The 16,162-nt window shown below is 71.8% G+C and carries 16 protein-coding genes; 10 read left to right on the top strand and 6 right to left on the bottom strand.

Annotation, left to right across the window (positions count from 1 at the left end; translation table 11 throughout):
- Nucleotides 1-91 precede the first annotated feature (91 nt).
- The 4 genes from ettA (at nt 92) to AB0883_RS27300 (ending at nt 3,675) form a co-directional block, all read left to right on the top strand.
- Nucleotides 92-1,768, top strand: coding sequence for an energy-dependent translational throttle protein EttA (ettA, locus tag AB0883_RS27315; protein WP_121399423.1), 1,677 nt, complete (start codon nt 92-94; stop codon nt 1,766-1,768).
- 1 nt (nt 1,769) lies between these two features.
- Nucleotides 1,770-2,216, top strand: coding sequence for a thioesterase family protein (locus AB0883_RS27310; RefSeq protein ID WP_366644192.1), 447 nt, complete (start codon nt 1,770-1,772; stop codon nt 2,214-2,216).
- A 17-nt stretch (nt 2,217-2,233) separates the two neighbouring features.
- Nucleotides 2,234-2,938: a hypothetical protein gene (locus tag AB0883_RS27305; RefSeq protein WP_366644283.1), complete on the top strand. Its 705-nt coding sequence runs from the start codon at nt 2,234-2,236 to the stop codon at nt 2,936-2,938.
- Between the two features lie 149 nt (nt 2,939-3,087).
- The gene (locus tag AB0883_RS27300) at nt 3,088-3,675 is read left to right on the top strand and encodes a YbjN domain-containing protein (RefSeq protein WP_366644191.1); all 588 of its coding nucleotides are present in this window, start codon (nt 3,088-3,090) and stop codon (nt 3,673-3,675) included.
- Between the two features lie 88 nt (nt 3,676-3,763).
- On the opposite strand, the gene AB0883_RS27295 is transcribed toward AB0883_RS27300, so the two are convergent.
- The 3 genes from AB0883_RS27295 to AB0883_RS27285 form a co-directional block, all read right to left on the bottom strand.
- Nucleotides 3,764-4,153: a globin gene (locus tag AB0883_RS27295; RefSeq protein WP_192581484.1), complete on the bottom strand. Its 390-nt coding sequence runs from the start codon at nt 4,151-4,153 to the stop codon at nt 3,764-3,766.
- 97 nt (nt 4,154-4,250) lie between these two features.
- Nucleotides 4,251-5,657, bottom strand: coding sequence for an MFS transporter (locus AB0883_RS27290; protein ID WP_366644190.1), 1,407 nt, complete (start codon nt 5,655-5,657; stop codon nt 4,251-4,253).
- Nucleotides 5,658-5,886: 229 nt separating this feature from the next.
- A complete protein-coding gene (locus tag AB0883_RS27285) occupies nt 5,887-6,909 on the bottom strand; it encodes a mechanosensitive ion channel family protein (protein WP_233600133.1) in 1,023 nt (340 codons plus the stop codon).
- Between the two features lie 522 nt (nt 6,910-7,431).
- Between AB0883_RS27285 and AB0883_RS27280 the strand changes: the two genes are divergently transcribed.
- The 3 genes from AB0883_RS27280 (at nt 7,432) to AB0883_RS27270 (ending at nt 10,298) form a co-directional block, all read left to right on the top strand.
- A complete protein-coding gene (locus AB0883_RS27280) occupies nt 7,432-8,124 on the top strand; it encodes a papain-like cysteine protease family protein (protein WP_366644189.1) in 693 nt (230 codons plus the stop codon).
- 17 nt (nt 8,125-8,141) lie between these two features.
- Complete coding sequence (locus tag AB0883_RS27275) at nt 8,142-8,783, top strand: hypothetical protein (protein ID WP_366644188.1); 642 nt, start codon at nt 8,142-8,144, stop codon at nt 8,781-8,783.
- Nucleotides 8,784-9,764: 981 nt separating this feature from the next.
- A complete protein-coding gene (locus AB0883_RS27270) occupies nt 9,765-10,298 on the top strand; it encodes an HNH endonuclease (RefSeq protein ID WP_210832062.1) in 534 nt (177 codons plus the stop codon).
- A 40-nt stretch (nt 10,299-10,338) separates the two neighbouring features.
- Here AB0883_RS27270 and AB0883_RS27265 read toward each other — a convergent pair whose 3' ends face one another.
- The 3 genes from AB0883_RS27265 to AB0883_RS27255 all read right to left on the bottom strand — a co-directional run bounded on the left by AB0883_RS27265 (nt 10,339) and on the right by AB0883_RS27255 (nt 12,269).
- A complete protein-coding gene (locus AB0883_RS27265; protein WP_366644187.1) occupies nt 10,339-11,190 on the bottom strand; it encodes a class F sortase in 852 nt (283 codons plus the stop codon).
- Between the two features lie 12 nt (nt 11,191-11,202).
- Nucleotides 11,203-11,724 carry a hypothetical protein gene (locus AB0883_RS27260; RefSeq protein ID WP_366644186.1) on the bottom strand — a complete coding sequence of 174 codons (522 nt, stop codon included), beginning with the start codon at nt 11,722-11,724 and terminating at the stop codon, nt 11,203-11,205.
- An 89-nt stretch (nt 11,725-11,813) separates the two neighbouring features.
- Entirely contained in the window at nt 11,814-12,269 is a 456-nt protein-coding gene (locus tag AB0883_RS27255; protein WP_366644185.1) for an Lrp/AsnC family transcriptional regulator, read from the bottom strand.
- Between the two features lie 180 nt (nt 12,270-12,449).
- On the opposite strand from AB0883_RS27255, the gene AB0883_RS27250 reads away from it, so the two are divergent.
- The 3 genes from AB0883_RS27250 to AB0883_RS27240 are packed head-to-tail and all read left to right on the top strand — an operon-like array spanning nt 12,450 to nt 16,011.
- Nucleotides 12,450-13,349, top strand: coding sequence for a tryptophan 2,3-dioxygenase family protein (locus AB0883_RS27250; RefSeq protein ID WP_366644184.1), 900 nt, complete (start codon nt 12,450-12,452; stop codon nt 13,347-13,349).
- Between the two features lie 20 nt (nt 13,350-13,369).
- Nucleotides 13,370-14,677: a kynureninase gene (gene kynU, locus AB0883_RS27245; protein ID WP_366644183.1), complete on the top strand. Its 1,308-nt coding sequence runs from the start codon at nt 13,370-13,372 to the stop codon at nt 14,675-14,677.
- Entirely contained in the window at nt 14,674-16,011 is a 1,338-nt protein-coding gene (locus tag AB0883_RS27240) for an NAD(P)/FAD-dependent oxidoreductase (protein ID WP_366644182.1), read from the top strand. Before kynU ends, AB0883_RS27240 begins: the two co-directional genes overlap by 4 nt.
- Nucleotides 16,012-16,162 lie beyond the last annotated feature (151 nt).

Below are 16,162 nucleotides of genomic sequence, written 5' to 3'. Positions count from 1 at the left end.
GCCGGCCACCGGCCGGCGGCGGCGGGCGGAGGTCGCAGCCCGCGCCCGCGCCCGCCGACCCCAGTCGCAACCTACGGAGGTAGCCCGCACCGTGGCCCAGTACATCTACGTCCTGGAAAAGGCGCGCAAGGCGCACGGCGACAAGGTCGTGCTCGACAACGTGACGCTGAGCTTCCTCCCGGGGGCCAAGATCGGTGTGGTCGGCCCGAACGGCGCCGGTAAGTCCAGCCTCCTCAAGATCATGGCAGGCCTGGACCGGCCGAGCAACGGCGAGGCCCGGCTGATGCCCGGCTACACCGTCGGCCTGCTCGCCCAGGAGCCCCCGCTCAACGACGCCAAGACCGTGCTCGGCAACGTCGAGGAGGCGGTCGCCGAGACCAAGGCCAAGCTGGAGCGGTTCAACAAGATCGCCGAGCAGATGGCCACCGACTACTCCGACGAGCTGATGGAGGAGATGGGCAAGCTCCAGGAGGAGCTGGACCACGCCGACGCGTGGGACATCGACTCCAAGCTCGAACTGGCGATGGACGCGCTGCGCTGCCCGCCGCCGGACGCCGACGTCACGCAGCTCTCCGGGGGCGAGCGGCGCCGGGTCGCGCTGTGCAAGCTGCTGCTGGAGGCTCCCGACCTGCTGCTGCTCGACGAGCCCACCAACCACCTGGACGCGGAGAGCGTCTCCTGGCTGGAGCAGCACCTGGCCAAGTACGCGGGCACCGTCATGGCGATCACCCACGACCGGTACTTCCTGGACAACGTGGCCGGCTGGATCCTGGAGCTGGACCGCGGCCGGGCCGTCGGCTACGAGGGCAACTACTCCACCTACCTGGAGAAGAAGGCCGCCCGGCTGGCCGTCGAGGGCCGCCGCGACGCCAAGATGAAGAAGCGCCTCACCGAGGAACTGGAGTGGGTCCGCTCCAACGCCAAGGCGCGGCAGACCAAGTCCAAGGCCCGCCTCGACCGCTACGAGGAGATGGCCACCGAGGCGGAGAAGACCCGCAAGCTGGACTTCGAGGAGATCCAGATCCCGCCGGGCCCCCGCCTGGGCAACACGGTGATCGAGGCGCACGGCCTGACCAAGGGCTTCGGCGACCGGGTGCTCATCGACAACCTGTCCTTCTCGCTGCCCCGCAACGGCATCGTCGGCATCATCGGCCCGAACGGCGTCGGCAAGACCACCCTGTTCAAGACCATCGTCGGGCTGGAGCAGCCGACGAGCGGCGACGTCCGGGTCGGCGAGACGGTCTCGCTGTCGTACGTCGACCAGAACCGGCAGGGCCTGGCCGGGGACAAGACGGTCTGGGAGGTCGTCTCCGACGGGCTCGACCACCTGATGGTCGGCAAGGTCGAGATGCCGTCGCGGGCGTACATCGCCGCGTTCGGGTTCAAGGGGCCGGACCAGCAGAAGCCGACCAAGGTGCTCTCCGGCGGCGAGCGCAACCGGCTCAACCTCGCGCTGACGCTGAAGATCGGCGGCAACGTGATCCTGCTCGACGAGCCGACCAACGACCTCGACGTGGAGACCCTCTCCAGCCTGGAGAACGCGCTGCTGGAGTTCCCCGGCTGCGCCGTGGTCATCTCCCACGACCGGATGTTCCTCGACCGGGTCGCCACGCACATCCTGGCCTGGGAGGGCGACGACGAGAACCCGGCGAAGTGGTTCTGGTTCGAGGGCAACTTCGAGGCGTACGAGAAGAACAAGGTCGACCGGCTCGGCGCGGAGGCGGCCCGCCCGCACCGGGTGACCTACCGCAAGCTGACCCGCGACTGACGTGGCGGACCGTTTCGTCTACCACTGCACCCTGCGGTGGTCCGACCTCGACGCGTACGGCCACATCAACAACTCGCGCTTCCTCACCCTCTACGAGGAGGCGCGGGTGGCGTTGATGTTCGCCGGCGGCCGGGCGTGGGGAGTGGGCTCGTTCGCCGACGGCGTCGTGATCAGTCGGCACGAGATCGACTACCTGCGCCCGGTCGAGTACGCCCTCGGCCGGGCCACCGCCGAGGCCGCCCCCACCGTGCGCATCGAGCTGTGGGTGGAGGAGATCCGGGGCGCGTCCTTCACCGTCGCCTACGAGCTCTTCGACGGCGACGTGTTGGCCAGCCGCGCCCGTTCGGTGCTGGTGCCGTTCGACCTGACCCGGCAGCGGCCCCGGCGGATCACCCCGGAGGAGCGGACGTTCCTGCTCACGTACGCGCCGCAGGGGCCGGTGGCGTGACGGCGACCGACGGGCCGGTGGCCCCGGCGGGGGCCGGTGGCGGCGGAACGGTCGCCGGCGGGCACGGGATCGTCGACGCGGCCGACGCGGAGGCCTTCCTGGCCCGCCTCGTCCGGCTGGACGGCGGCGCGCCGGTCCGGCTCAGGTCGGCCGGCGCGACGGGCCGTACGGCCCTCTGGGGGCGTCTGCCGTGGGGCGTGCTGGTCGTGCGCACGGTGGCCGGCGAGGGCCCCGGCGACGCCACGGTCGCGGCCGGCGAGTTGCTGGCCGAGTTGGCGGCGGGCGGCGCGGCCCTGCCGGCGCGGCGGGACGAGCGGTGGCGGTGGCCGCTGCCGCCCACGGCGAGCCGCCGCGTGGAGACGCTGCCGGGCGCGGAGCTGCGGCGGATCGCGGCGGCGGCGGCGGGAGCCCTGCGGGACGCCAGCACCCACGGCGTCGGCGGGCGTGCGGTCGGGCAGCGGGCGCTGCGGGACGCGCTGCTCGACCACGTGCCCGTGGTGGTCACTCCGGAGGGCCCGCCCGGCGAGCCGGTCGAGGTGACCCAGCGGATGGTCCAGGGGTTGGTCCGGATGGGCTTCCTGGGATCCGCCGACGGGTCCGCCGGGACGGTCGGCGGGGGCGACGTCCAGGTGCGGACGGTCGGCCGATGGGTCGGCCTGGTGGGACCGTACGGAGCGACATGGTCGCAGAAGGCCACCGATCTTGCCGTGCGGCCCGTCTGAGTTCATCCGTTCGGATGACCCGCCGTCATTCTTCTGTCCTGGTGCTGTCGTTGGGGGGGTGCTTCAACCCGGCTGTCCGGGTACCGTCCATCCTCGGATCCAACGCACCGTAGGCGACTGGATCCGCTGGGGAGTGAGGTGCGCGAGCGATGCCGTGGTGGTCATGGCGCCCCGGTCCCGCCAACGGCGGCGGCGACTCGGAAAGGCGGAGCGGGATCACAGTGGAGAGCACCGTCCGGGTCGGACCACCGACCCCCCGTCAGCCGGCAGACGACTGCCCGCCGACGGAGCGAGCCGTGATCGCGGACATGTCCGCCACGGTCGAACCGGTAACCCTGCGCCGGGTCTGCGACGCACTCGACAGGCTCGACGTGCGCTACCTGGCCGACGGCGACGGCAACCTGCTGGCCATGTGGGAGCGGCACGCCGTGCTGGTCACACTGGAGGGTCCGGAGGACGAGATCCTCGTGATGCGGGCCCGTCCACACGCGACGGTGCCGCCGGACTGGGCCGACCGCGCCTACCGCGTGGTCAACGAGTGGAACCACACCCGCCGCTTCTGCAAGGCCTACATCGGCGACCCGACCGAGCGCGGCCAGTTGCCGATCTACGCGGAGTTGCAGGTGCCGTTCGGTGCCGGGGCTCACGACGCGCTGCTGGTCGAGATGCTCGACTGCGGCGCTGCGGTCGCCACCAGCTTCGTGGACTGGCTGCACGACGAGGGCGCCCTGCTCTGAGCCGCCGGACGCCCGCCGGGCGATCCGGTACCCGTCCGACGCCGTCGGGCCGCCTGGCATCCGCCGGGCCGCCCGACGGCCGGCCGGGTCAGGCCGGCCCGGCCGGGTCCTCCATCGCGTTGACCATGAAGTAGGCGGCCCGCTCCAGGTAGTCCCACAGCGCGGTGGCGATCTCCGGCGGCAGGTCGAGGCGGTCCACGGCGCGGCGCATGTGGAGCAGCCACGCGTCCCGCTCGGCGGCGCCGATCCGGTACGGCGCGTGGCGCATCCGCAGCCGCGGGTGCCCCCGTTGCGCCGAGTACGTGTTGGGGCCGCCCCAGTACTGCATGAGGAACAGGGTCAACCGGTCGGCGGCCGGGCCCAGGTCCTCCTCGGGATACATGGGACGCAGCAGCGGGTCGTCGGCGACCCCGGCGTAGAACTCGTCCACCAGCTTGCGGAAAGTGGGCTCGCCGCCGACCGCTTCGAAGAGGGTCATCGACGCACCGGGACGGTCGGACTCACCTGCGGCATTCACCGTTCCATCCTGCCAGGTGCCGCGTCGGGCGACCCGGGGGTGCCGGCTGTGGGCCGGGTCACCGTGTGCCGCCGCTGTCCCGCCTCGCCGGGGAGACCGCCCAGCGGCCCGCCGGCCCGTCGGAGCGCTCCTGCGCGCCCGCCGGCGTGGCGGGCCCGGTCGCCCCGTCCGCCTGCCGGGGGGCCACTGCGCCCGCCTGCTGGGCCGCCTCGACGGCCGCGTCGATCGCCGACCGGCTCGGCCAGCGCAGGGCGGCGAGCGTCATCAGCAGCACCCCGACGGCGCTCCACACCCCGACCACGAGCGGGATGGAGTATCGCTCGGCCAGCAACCCGGTGACCAGGACGGCCAGGCCCTGGATGACCTGGACGCCGGTCGCCATCACGCCGAAGGCGCGGGCCCGGAAGCCGTCGGGCAGCGCCCGGACGAAGAGCCCGTTGGCGACCGGCAGCATGCCGGCGACGGCGAACCCGCAGGCGGCGGCGAGCAGCGCCACCACCAGGGGCGGCGGGTCGAGCAGGGCGGGCACCAGGGCCAGCGGGGAGAGCACCGCCAACGGCCGCATCAGGCTCAGCCGGCGGTCCGGCCCGAACGCCCGGCTGACGATCAGGCCGCCGAGGATGAAGCCGACGGGGTTCGCCGCCATGATGATCGCCTGGGCGGCGCCGGCGTCCAGCTGGCCGGCGTGCTCGCTCGCCCAGGCGGCGGCGAGGCCCTCCGGCACCACGGAGAAGAGCATGGCGGCGAAGACCAGCAGGGCGATGGCCCGCAGCACCGGCGTGCCGAACACGATCTGGAAGCCCTGCGCGGTCTCCCGCAGCAGGTGGCTGCGGTGCGCGGCGGTCATCGCCGTCGGTCGGTCGGCCACGCCGAAGCGGACCAGCGCGGCCGACAGGGCGAAGGTCGCCGCGTTCACCAGGAGCGCGGTGGTCGGGTTGAACGCGGCGATGGCCGCGCCCGCCAGGTAGCCGACGACCTGGGCGGCCTGGCCGACGCTGCTGATCATCGACAGCCCGACCACCAGGCGGTCCCCGGTGAGGATCAGGGGGATCAGCGCCGACTTGGCGGCCTGGCTCGGTGGATTGGCGAGCGTGGTGGCGAAGATCAGGGCCAGGACCATCGGGACCGGCATGCCGGGGATGGCGATGCACACCATCAGCACCATCCGGACGAGGTCGCAGACCACCATGACCTGCCGGTAGCGGTGCCGCTCCGCGAGCGTGGCGAGCAGGGGGCCGCCGACCAGCCAGGGCAGGTAGCTCACCGCGAAGGCGGCGGCCGAGAGCGCGACCGACCGGGTCTCCTCGTAGACCAGCAGGGTGACCGCGGCCTTGGCGATGTAGTCGCCGATCCAGGAGAGCGCGCTCGCCGTGAAGACGGCGCCGTATTCGCGATTGGCGAACACCTCGCGGAAGGTTGCGGGCCCTTCCGGGGATGGTCGCTCGTCAGGCACCGTCGCCTCCATCGTTCCCCTGGCGGGCCACTCGTGATGGACGGCCCGGGAACCGTCGTCAGATCTACGGATCAGCGAGGACGTGATCACGCTCCGGGGGAGCGCGTGCACCGGATTTTGCCCGATCGTCCGACGAGTGGCTAGGGCGAAGGGGTAGATCGTCGCATCTCCGACTGAACGAACGGACGATACCCGAGGGGCCACCCGGCTCGCGACCCCCGCCACCCGGCGTCCGGACGCCTCAGGTGGCGCCGCCCTGCCCGGTCTCGCCGGGGGTGCGCACCGGCATGCCGGGGTAGAACCGGGCGGCGGCGATCTTGGCGGTGATGCCGGAGTTCTCCAACGCCTCGGCGAGCCGGCGACGCAGCTCCCGGCCGACGGCGAACTGCCCGTCCGCGGTCGTCTTGACCACCGTACGGATGACGGCGCCGTCGACCGTCATCTGCTCCACGCCCAGCACCTCCGGGGCCTCGACGATCTCCGGCGCCAGGTCGGGGTCGATCGCCACCGAGGCGGCGGCGGTCCGCAGCACGGCCGTGGCCTCCTCCGTGCCGGCGAAGCCGATCGGCAGGTCGACCACCACCAGGGCCCAACCCTGGCTCTTGTTGCCCACCCGGACGATCTCGCCGTTGCGGATGTACCAGAGCACGCCCCTCCCGTCGCGGACGGTGGTGACCCGCAGCCCGACCGACTCCACCACGCCGGTCGCCTCGCCGAGGTCCACGGTGTCGCCGACGCCGTACTGGTCCTCGATCAGCATGAACAGGCCGGCGATCAGGTCCTTGACCAGGCTCTGCGCGCCGAAGCCGAGGGCCACGCCCGCGATGCCGGCGCTGGCCAGCAGCGGGGCCAGGTCGAAGCTGAACTCCTTGAGGATCATCAACAGCGCGATGCCGAAGATGAACGCGGTGCTCAGGCTGCGCAGCACCGAACCGATCGCCTCGGCCCGCTGCCGGCGTCGCTCCGGGACGAACTCGCCCGGCTCGACGGAGGCGGTGGGGATCCGCTCGCGCAACGGGCGCAGCATGGTCGGCACGCCCGCGTCGGTGGTGGTGCGCACCAGCCGGCGGATCGTGCGGTGCACCAGCCACCGGGCGGCGACCGCCAGCAGCAGGATCAGCGCGATCCGCAGCGGCTTGAGCAGGATCCAGTAGCTGCCCTCGGCGAACCACACCGAGCCGGTCATGTCGTAGACGCTCTTGCAGAGGGCGTCGTCCAGGCAGGTCGGCGACGGAGCCGGGTCCGGCGCCTCGACGGCGGGCAGGGCGGGCGGCGTCAGGCTGACAACGGTCACGCTGTCTTCGTACCCCACCCTGCGGGGCCGGATCCCGCCGACCCTCCGCGGCGTGACCCCGCCCGGCGTCCCGGGACCACGGCGTCGTGCGGGACGCGGGATCGAGTTACGAGACGTCCCTCAGGTGCCACCTCGATAAGTTGAGTACCTCACCCTCGTTCGGCACCCACTTCGGTGCCCGCCACAATCCGCGCAGAAAATGCACAAGGTTAACGCCGCTGCAAGGATTCTCGCTAAAGGCCTTGTCGGAGGCCGCCGCAGGTAGGCCGTGGACCTACGGAACCCTTCGCGGAAAGTGTGACAGAACCACTTTTACCTGACGCTTGACGTCGTGTCGGATCTAGGACATTCGCCCCGGCGATTTGTCTGGTGTGGGTTTCACCTGCAATCCGACTACTTTCTGCGATGTATTGACTACGCTCTTTCCGGGCCCTAGCGTCAGAGCCCCGAAACCCCGGCGACGGCACAACCGGCGCAGTGAAGGGACGACGTATGCCACAACTGGACACGGACGTGATGGTCAAGTTCATCGGCCCGTATTCGTCTTGGATGCAGTTCCAGAAGAAGACCAACTGGTGTTGGAACGCGACGACGGTCAGCGTCGCAAACTACTACGCCGCCGCAGAGCGTTTTACCCAGTGCCAGCTCGCCACCCCGGTGATGGACCAGATCTTTGCTGAATGGCACGCACAACACCCTGATCAGCCGACGTACGACTGTTGTGCGCCTGGCGGCGGCCCCTGGGAATGCAACAACGGCCACTGGCCGGACGAGGCGGCGCTGCGAGTGGCCGGGCACGATGTTCCAGTTCCCGCCGGTGAAGACCCGGGCAAGTTCTCCCGTGACACCAATACCATCACCTGGGGTGAGCTCAAGAGGTTCAACGCGTTGACGAAGGAAGAGGTCAAGGCGGAGATAGACGCCGGGCGCCCGATCGTCATGAACATAGGCTGGCGCGGTGGGCTCAGCGGCCACATCGTCAACATCTGGGGGTACAGCTACCGGGCAGGCAGCAACGAGCTGGTACACGTGTTCGTGCACGACCCCTGGGAGGACACGGGAGGGCAGCACGAAGGCTTGGAAGACACCCCCATCCTCTGGGTCGAATGGGATACGCTTTTCGGCGGATATCCAGGCGGCGTAAACGGCACATGGAACCGGACTTTCAAGACTCGGAGAAACTAGCCTAAGAGAGGTTCGAAATGCCGTTGAACATGCCTGAGCCGCCGGGTCGGATCCGGGAGGAAGCACGCTCCAAGCTCGGCCATGTCGCCAGGGCTGGCGGGGGTGGCCCGAAATTGCTGGGCGAGGTCGCCCCGGAAGACGTGGAGGTGTCCACCCCGCACCAGGTGTTCGTCCTGGCGCCCGACGATATCGAGGCCGATGGCGGTCTGGAGCGGGCGCAGCCGGTAGGGTGGCGCTTCCTGCTGGAGTCCGGCGGCAACGTGATCGCCGGCGCCGAAGTCTCCGAGACGCCAGAACGCACCTTCCCACCGAGTTTCTACAGAAGCTCATCGGTCGGAGCCACCGCCACCGCGATCAAAGCCGCGCGGGCCCTGCCGCAGCTCGAAGCAGCCGGATTCGACCTACGACTCCTGCGGATCCCGGAGCTCTACCAGATGGCCCTGTGGCTGCACTCACCCCACGCCGACCTGCTCATACCGCTAGCACCCTCCCCAATCGGGAACGAAGGCAAGATCACACCGCCATCCGTGTTCTTCCGGGAACTCGTCGCGGCGGCCCGCGAATACCGATCCCGCCGAGTCCCCAGCCCGGGAGACGGCCCACGAACGCCACAGCCGCCGGCAGACAGAAATAGGAATCCGGGATTGCCGGGTCGTTAGCTGAAACGTGTGTGTTCAGACTTTCTTCACTTGGTCAAGCGGCGGGCCGTAAGCGGCCCGCCGCCGTGCTGCGCCGGGGCGCGCGTGCCGCCTGGCGGCCGCTCACGCCCCGGCGCGCACGGTTGTCGACTCGCGGTGGCCGCTCACCCTGTCGAGGATGCCGCCGGGGGCCGCCGTGGTCGTGATGGTGACTGGGCCCGGCCGAGGTGGTGCCGAGTTGCGAACTGCACCGAGGCTTCCCGATCGATACACGGCTCATCACCGGGCTTGGGTGAGGGACGTTGCGGCCTGGCCCACGTGCGGCCCTGCTGTCCGGCAGGCATGGGGCTCCTCCCTGCTCGAAGGTCGCCCTGCCCGGCCGGGACGGAGTAGCCCAGCCGGGCAGGGATGCCGCCGCACCAGGGCGAGTTCGGATCCTCCACGACCGGCACGGCACTCGACGCAGCCCGCCACCATCTCCGCTGCTCAGCCGCAGCGGATGGACGGCCACCGCAGCATCCGGGGCATGCTCTCCCCGCTCCGCCTCAACCCGGGCTCTCGCCGCCCACGCCGCAGGAACTGGCTAGCGCCCCGGTGCACGCCATGACGACGACGGACAGGAGAACCCCAAGGCCAGCGTTTCGAGAGGGCTTCCCGCTTCACCCGGGGCACTCCAATGATCCTTATCTGCCTTGATCAAATTCATCAAGTCCAATGCGGGACATGATCATCGGGCACGGATCCGGCGCAACTGAGATCGAAAACGGGTGTCAAGCGTCGAGAGGCGTTGGAGGGGTTCCGCCCTGCTCAGGGCCAGATCTGCCCGTTTCCGGGTGATGCCCACTTGGCTTGTCACATTAGTACGTGCAATCCGGGGTCCGATCAGGGACGATGGGCGCACGGACGTCGGTGATCCGGCCGGCGTCGGCCGTGGTGGGTCGCCGTGCCCGTTTCCGGTCGGCGGTGGCGAGCAGGGGCCGCTGAACCGGGAGGGTGAACGCGATGCCTGACATACGACCCACGGTGGGCTCCGGTGCGCTGGTCCTCAACGCCACCTACGAGCCGCTGTGCGTCGTGTCCGTGCGTCGTGCCGCCATTCTCGTGCTCTCCGCCAAGGCGGTCTGCGTCGCCGACGGCGACGGCATCCTGCACAGCGCCCGTGACGCGCTGCCGGTGCCGTCGGTCGTCCGGCTCACCCGCTTCGTACGCGTGCCCTACCGCACCCACGTCGGGCTCTCCCGCCGCGGCATCTTCGCCCGGGACGGCTGGCGTTGCGCCTACTGCCGGGGCCCCGCCGAGACCATCGACCACGTCTTCCCGCGCAGCCGGGGTGGCCGGCACGCCTGGGAGAACGTCGTGGCGGCCTGCGCCCGGTGCAACCACACCAAGGGCGACAAGACGCCGGCCGAGCTGGGCTGGCGGCTGCACGCGCTGCCGGCGGCCCCGAAGGGCACCGCCTGGCGGGTGCTCGGTCACCGGGCGCCGGATCCCCGCTGGGCCGACTGGCTCGACCTGCGTGAGCCCGAGGCGGCCTGACCGTCGCCCGCGCCGGGGAAACCTGGCCCGCGAGGCCCGGTCACGACGTGCGGGCCCGGACCAGGGACGCGAACACCACCACGTTGTCGGCGTACCCGGTCTGCCCGCCCACCCAGCGCCCGCCGCAGGTGATCAGGCGCAGCCGGGGGCGGCTGAAGTCCCCGAAGACCTCGTCCACCGGCAGCCGGTCCTTGTCGAAGCGTTCGACGGAGTCCACCTCGAAGACGGCCACCGACCGGTCCTGCCGGGCGATCTCGATCCGGTCCCCGTCGTGCAGGTCCCGCAGCTTGTGGAAGACCGCCGGCCCGGTGCTGGTGTCGACGTGCCCGACGATCACCGAAGGTCCGTACTGACCGGGGGTCGGGCCCTGGTCGTACCAGCCGGCCTCCTGCGCGCGGGCGGCGTCCGGCACCGCGATGCTGCCGTCCGGGGCGATGCCGACGCCGTGCACGGGCGCCCGGACGTCGATCGGGTCGATGGCGATGCCGACGGGCCGGCTCGCGGGCAGCACCGGGAACTTCTTCGGCGCGGGCCGCAGCCCCGCGAGGAACCGCTCCGGCAGCACGCTCACGCCGGCGATCCGCTCCACGCCGAGCATCGTGATGATCAGCGCCATCAGCGTCCCGATCACGAGGACCGGCAGGCCGGGCCCCCGGCCGGGGGTCCACCGGCCGCGGCCGGCCGGGATCCGGCGGTACCGGGGCCGGGCGGGCAGCGGGCCGGCGGCCGGGTCGGTGGTGGCGACGCTCGCCGACACCGCCTCCCCGGCCACCCGGCGCAGCCGGCGGGCGGTCGCGGCCGCCGCCCGGCGGGACGCCCGCAGCGCCCGCCGGGTGGTCGCCCGGACCCGGCCCGGATCCGATCGCCTGGTACGCCTCTGGGAGCCGGCCATGGCGACGGCGGGTCAGGAACCGGACCCGGTCCGGCGGCGGTTGCCGAAGAAGCCGAAGCCCACGGCCAGGGCCACGACCGCGAGGCCGCCGATCATCAGCATCGAGCCCGTGCCCGAGGCGCCGGCGGTGCCGCCGCCCCCGGTGGCCGGGCCCTTGCTGGGCTGCTCCATGTTCAGCACCGTGAGCGTGGTGGTCGCGGTCTTGCCGTTGTCGCAGCGCAGGTCGACCGGGTAGTCGCCGGGCTCCTTGCTGCCCGGGATGGTGACCTGGCCGGTCAGGAAGCCGTTGTCCGGCCGCAGCATCACCCGCCCGAAGGCGTCGGAGTGCACGTCGGCCTGGCGGTTGTTGGCGTTGTCGCAACCGGCCCGGATGCTGACCCGGGTGCCGGCCTGCGCGCTGTTGGGCACCACCTCGACGAAGGTGTTCTCACCCGCCCACGCGGGTGCGACGGTCGTCAGGACGAAGGCCCCGACCAGCCCCAAGACGGTCAGGGCACGGGTCAGGGCACGTTGGAACGCTGTGAGCACCGGCATGATCCCCCCTTCCGGTGACGATCACCGGAATCCTCCCCCGGGCAACAGGGCCTGCTTTCCCGCTGGCCGGGGGGCAAACCCGGGGCGGGTCAGCGCTGCCGGTCGGCGGGGGGCAGCGGGGTGACGGGCTGCCACGCCAGGGGGGTGGAGAGCACCATCGTGCTGGACGGCTGGCCGTACGGGGCGAGCCGGTCGATGACGCCCTCGAAGTCGTCGATCGACCCGGCGGCCACCTTGAGCATGCTGCACGCGTCGCCGGTGATGCGGTGGATCTCCAGGATCTCCGGCCAGCCCGCCACGTCCGGGTCGTGCAGGATGCACCGCGCCCCGTAACAGGACATCCGGATCAGCGCGACCACGGTGCGGCCGGCCCGGGTCAGGTCGACGTGGGCGTGGTAGCCGGTGATCACCCCGGACTCCTCCAGCCGGCGCACCCGCTCGGCCACGGCCGGCGGCGACAGGTGCACCCGACGGGAGAGCTCGCTGAAGGAGAGGCGCGCGTCGGCCTGCAGTTCCCGCAGCAGCGCCCAGTCCATGTCGTCCATGAGGCGACCTTACTTTCTCGAAGCCGAATCCGGCTCATGCCTTCTGCGTAGCAGGTCAGACGGGGTGAGCGCCGTTGATCCGGCATTCCATCCGGGGGTTCCGCCGAGAGATCATGTCGGCATCCCGAAAACGGCCGACCGTCGGCCGTCCCGGGGTGACGAAGCAGAGGGAGGCCACCGGTGAAGCAGACGGACGTGCGCGTACCCGCCAAGGCGGCGGTGCGCCCGGCGACCCCGCGGCAGCGCGCGGCCCGCGCCGCCCGCAACGGCGGCGAACCGACGCTGGAGTTCGCCGAGCGGGTGCCGTACGACGCGTACGTGCACGCCAGCACGCTGCACCAACTGCAACAGCCGCTGAGCGACGACCCGGGTGAGATGTCCTTCCTGATGGTCAGCCAGATCATGGAGCTGTACTTCGGGCTGACCTGCCACGAGCTGCGCGAGACGCAGCGGCTGCTGCGGGGCGACCGGGTGTGGGACGCGCTGGCCCCGCTGCGCCGCGCCGCGCTGCACCTGGAGGGGCTGAACGCGGCCTGGAACGGGCTGCGCTGGATGACCCCGGCCGACTTCAACCGGTTCCGCAACCTGCTGGGCGAGGGCTCCGGCTTCCAGTCGGCGATGTACCGGCACCTGGAGTTCCTGCTCGGCCTCCGCGACGAGACGCTGATCCGGCCGTTCCGGCGGCAGACCGACGTCTACGCCGGGCTGCGCGCCACCCTGGCGGCGCCGAGCCTCTGGGACGACGTGCTCGCCCTGCTGGCCCGGCAGGGCCACGACCTGCCGGCCGACCTGCTCGACCGGGAGTTCGCCGCCGAGCACCAGCCGCACGCCGCCGTGGAGGCCGCCTGGGTGCGGATCTACGCCGAGCCCGGGCCGGAGAACCACCTGCGGATGCTGGGCGAGGCGCTCACCGAGGTGGCCGAGCAGTTCGGCGATTGGCGGCAGCACCACGTCAAGGCGGTGCAGCGGACAATGGGCGCCAAGGTCGGCAGCGGTGGCTCCGCCGGACTGGCGTGGTTGCAGCGCAGCATGGCCCGGGTGGTCTTCCCCGAGCTGTGGTCGGCCCGGACAGCGATGTGACCCGAGAGCGAGACGACCCCATGACCACCCCCACATCCGATTCGTCCAGCTTCGCCGCCGGTGAGGCCGAGGCGCGCCGCCTCGACGCCGCCCACCCCGGGCACCGCCACCTGTTCCACGTGCCGCCGGCCGACGGCGGGCGCTTCCGCGACGCCGCGTACCTGGCCGGCAACTCCCTGGGCCTGCAACCGCGGGCCACCCGCGACGAACTCCTCGCCGACCTGGACGCGTGGCGCCGGCTCGGGGTCGAGGGGCACCTGGAGGCGGAACGCCCCTGGCTGCCGTACCACGAGCTGCTGACGGCGCCGGCCGCGCGACTGGTCGGCGCCGCCCCGGCGGAGGTCGTGGTGATGAACTCCCTCACCGTCAACCTGCACCTGCTGATGGTCAGCTTCTACCGGCCGGCGGGGGCCCGCACCAGGATCGTCATCGAGGACAGCGCCTTCCCCTCGGACAGCTACGCCGTGCGCAGCCAGGTCCGCTTCCACGGCCTGGATCCGGACACCGATGTCGTCCGGCTGCGCCCGCGCGCGGGCGAGGACACCCTGCGCACCGAGGACGTGACCGCCTACCTGGCCGCCGAGGGCGACACGGTGGCGCTGCTGCTGCTCGGCGGGGTCAACTACCTCACCGGCGAGCTGATGGACATCCCGACGATCACCGCCGCCGGCCGTGCGGCGGGCGCCGTGGTCGGCTGGGACCTGGCGCACGCCGCCGGCAACGTCCCGCTGGCCCTGCACGACTGGGACGTCGACTTCGCGGCCTGGTGCTCCTACAAGTACCTGAACTCCGGTCCCGGCGCGCTGGCCGGCGTCTTCGTGCACGAGCGGCACCTCGGCGACCCGGACCTGCCCCGCTTCGAGGGCTGGTGGAGCACCGAGGCGGCCACCCGGTTCGAGATGACCCCCGTCTCCCGGCCGCCGGCCACCGTCGAGGCCTGGCAGATCTCCAACCCGCCGATCTTCGCGATGGGCCCGGTGCGGACCTCGCTGGAACTCTTCGACGCCGTCGGGATGCCCGCGCTGCGCGAGCGCAGCCTCCGGCTCACCGGCTACCTGGCCGGGCTGCTCGACGAGGTGACCGCGAACCGTCCGCTGACCGTGGTCACCCCGTGCGAGCCGGAGCGGCGCGGCTGCCAGCTCTCGGTACGCATCGGTGCGGGCAGCGCGGCCGGGCTGGCCAAGCGGCTGCGGCACGAGCACGGCGTGATCGCCGACGCCCGGGAGCCGGACATCATCCGGTTCGCCCCGGTACCGCTCTATTCCACGTTCCACGACTGCTGGCGGGTCGCCGACGCGCTGGCCGCCACGGTGGAGGTGAACTCATGACCGACGAGCGGAACGAGATCGCGGTGGTCGGCGCGGGCCTGGCCGGCTGCCTGCTGGCCTGCTTCCTGGCCCGGCGCGGCTACCCGGTGGCGCTCTACGAGCGGCGACCCGACCCGCGTACCGGCACGGTGGAGCGGGGACGCTCCATCAACCTGGCACTTTCCGAGCGGGGCCTGGACGCGCTGCGCCGCATCGGCCTGGACGAGCAGGTGTTGGCGGACGGGCTGCCGATGCGCGGCCGGATGATCCACCCCGTCGACGGCGAGGCGCAGTTCCAGTCGTACAGCGCCTCCGGCGACCGGGCGATCAACTCGATCAGCCGGGGCGCGCTGAACAACGCCCTGCTCGACGCGGCCACCAGCCTGCCCGGGGTGCGGGTCGCCTTCGACCACCGGCTCGTCGGGCTCGACCCGACCAGCGGCGAGATGACCTTCGAGACCCCGCAGGGCACGGTCGCGGCCACCGCGTCGGTCGTCCTCGGCACCGACGGCGCCGGCTCGGCGGTGCGCGGGCAGCTGCTGGCGTACGGGCTGCTGACCGAGAGCGTGGACTTCCTCGACTACGGCTACAAGGAGCTGACGATCCCGCCGCTGGGCGAGGACTTCGCCCTCGACCCGGAGGCGCTGCACATCTGGCCGCGCGGCACCTCGATGATGATCGCGCTGCCGAACCCGGACCGCTCGTTCACCTGCACGCTCTTCTGGCCCACCCACGGCACCGCCAGCTTCGCCTCGCTGGGCAGCCCGGCGGCCGTCGAGCGGCACTTCGCCGAGCACTACCCGGACCTGCCGCCGCTCGCCCCGGGCCTCGTCGACGACTACCAGCACAACCCGGTGGGCGTGCTCGGCACCGTCCGCTGCACCCCCTGGCAGGCGTACGGGAGGGTCGGCCTGCTCGGCGACGCGGCACACGCCATCGTCCCGTTCTACGGCCAGGGCGCGAACTGCGCCTTCGAGGACGTGGTCGAGCTGGACCGCTGCCTGGACGAGTGCGCCGACGACTGGTCGGAGGCGCTGCCGCTGTTCCAGCAGCGGCGGCAGGAGAACGCCGAGGCGATCGCGCAGATGGCGCTGGCGAACTTCGTGGAGATGCGGGACAAGGTCGCCTCGCCGCTGTTCCAGGCCGGCCGGAAGGTCGAGCACGCGCTGGAGCGGGTGCTGCCGGGCCGGTACGTCTCCCGCTACGAGCTGGTGTCCTTCTCGACCACCCCGTACGCGGAGGTGCGTCGCCGGGTCCGCCGGCAGCACCGGGTGCTCGGGGCGGTGGCCGCCGGGGCGGCGGCGCTGCTGGCCGGCGCGGTCGGCCTCACGATCAGCCGAGGGAGGCGTCGATGACAGTGACCTGGGATCCCCGGCTGATGGCCGGGCGGGCGCCCGACGGTCCGGGCCTGCTGCGCAACTTCGTCGGTGGTGAGTTCGTCGAGGGCGGGCGGCGGTTCGTCAAGCGCAGTCCGGTGACGGGTGAGCCGGTGTTCGAGGTGGCCGA

The organism is Micromonospora sp. NPDC047812, assembly GCF_040704175.1.
Classification (GTDB): Bacteria; Actinomycetota; Actinomycetes; order Mycobacteriales; family Micromonosporaceae; genus Micromonospora.
The sequence above is the reverse complement of the archived record's forward strand: the minus strand, read 5'-3'. Positions and strand labels throughout refer to the sequence as shown.

Excerpts from the sequence above, each read along its gene's own strand:
- AB0883_RS27240 (WP_366644182.1), top strand. The coding sequence starts at position 14,674 with ATGACCGACGAGCGGAACGAGATCGCGGTGGTCGGCGCGGGCCTGGCC.
- AB0883_RS27270 (WP_210832062.1), top strand. The coding sequence starts at position 9,765 with ATGCCTGACATACGACCCACGGTGGGCTCCGGTGCGCTGGTCCTCAAC.
- AB0883_RS27260 (WP_366644186.1), bottom strand. The coding sequence starts at position 11,724 with ATGCCGGTGCTCACAGCGTTCCAACGTGCCCTGACCCGTGCCCTGACC.
- AB0883_RS27280 (WP_366644189.1), top strand. The coding sequence starts at position 7,432 with ATGCCACAACTGGACACGGACGTGATGGTCAAGTTCATCGGCCCGTAT.
- AB0883_RS27275 (WP_366644188.1), top strand. The coding sequence starts at position 8,142 with ATGCCGTTGAACATGCCTGAGCCGCCGGGTCGGATCCGGGAGGAAGCA.
- kynU (WP_366644183.1), top strand. The coding sequence starts at position 13,370 with ATGACCACCCCCACATCCGATTCGTCCAGCTTCGCCGCCGGTGAGGCC.
- AB0883_RS27290 (WP_366644190.1), bottom strand. The coding sequence starts at position 5,657 with ATGGAGGCGACGGTGCCTGACGAGCGACCATCCCCGGAAGGGCCCGCA.
- AB0883_RS27300 (WP_366644191.1), top strand. The coding sequence starts at position 3,088 with ATGCCGTGGTGGTCATGGCGCCCCGGTCCCGCCAACGGCGGCGGCGAC.
- AB0883_RS27295 (WP_192581484.1), bottom strand. The coding sequence starts at position 4,153 with ATGACCCTCTTCGAAGCGGTCGGCGGCGAGCCCACTTTCCGCAAGCTG.
- AB0883_RS27255 (WP_366644185.1), bottom strand. The coding sequence starts at position 12,269 with ATGGACGACATGGACTGGGCGCTGCTGCGGGAACTGCAGGCCGACGCG.
- AB0883_RS27265 (WP_366644187.1), bottom strand. The coding sequence starts at position 11,190 with ATGGCCGGCTCCCAGAGGCGTACCAGGCGATCGGATCCGGGCCGGGTC.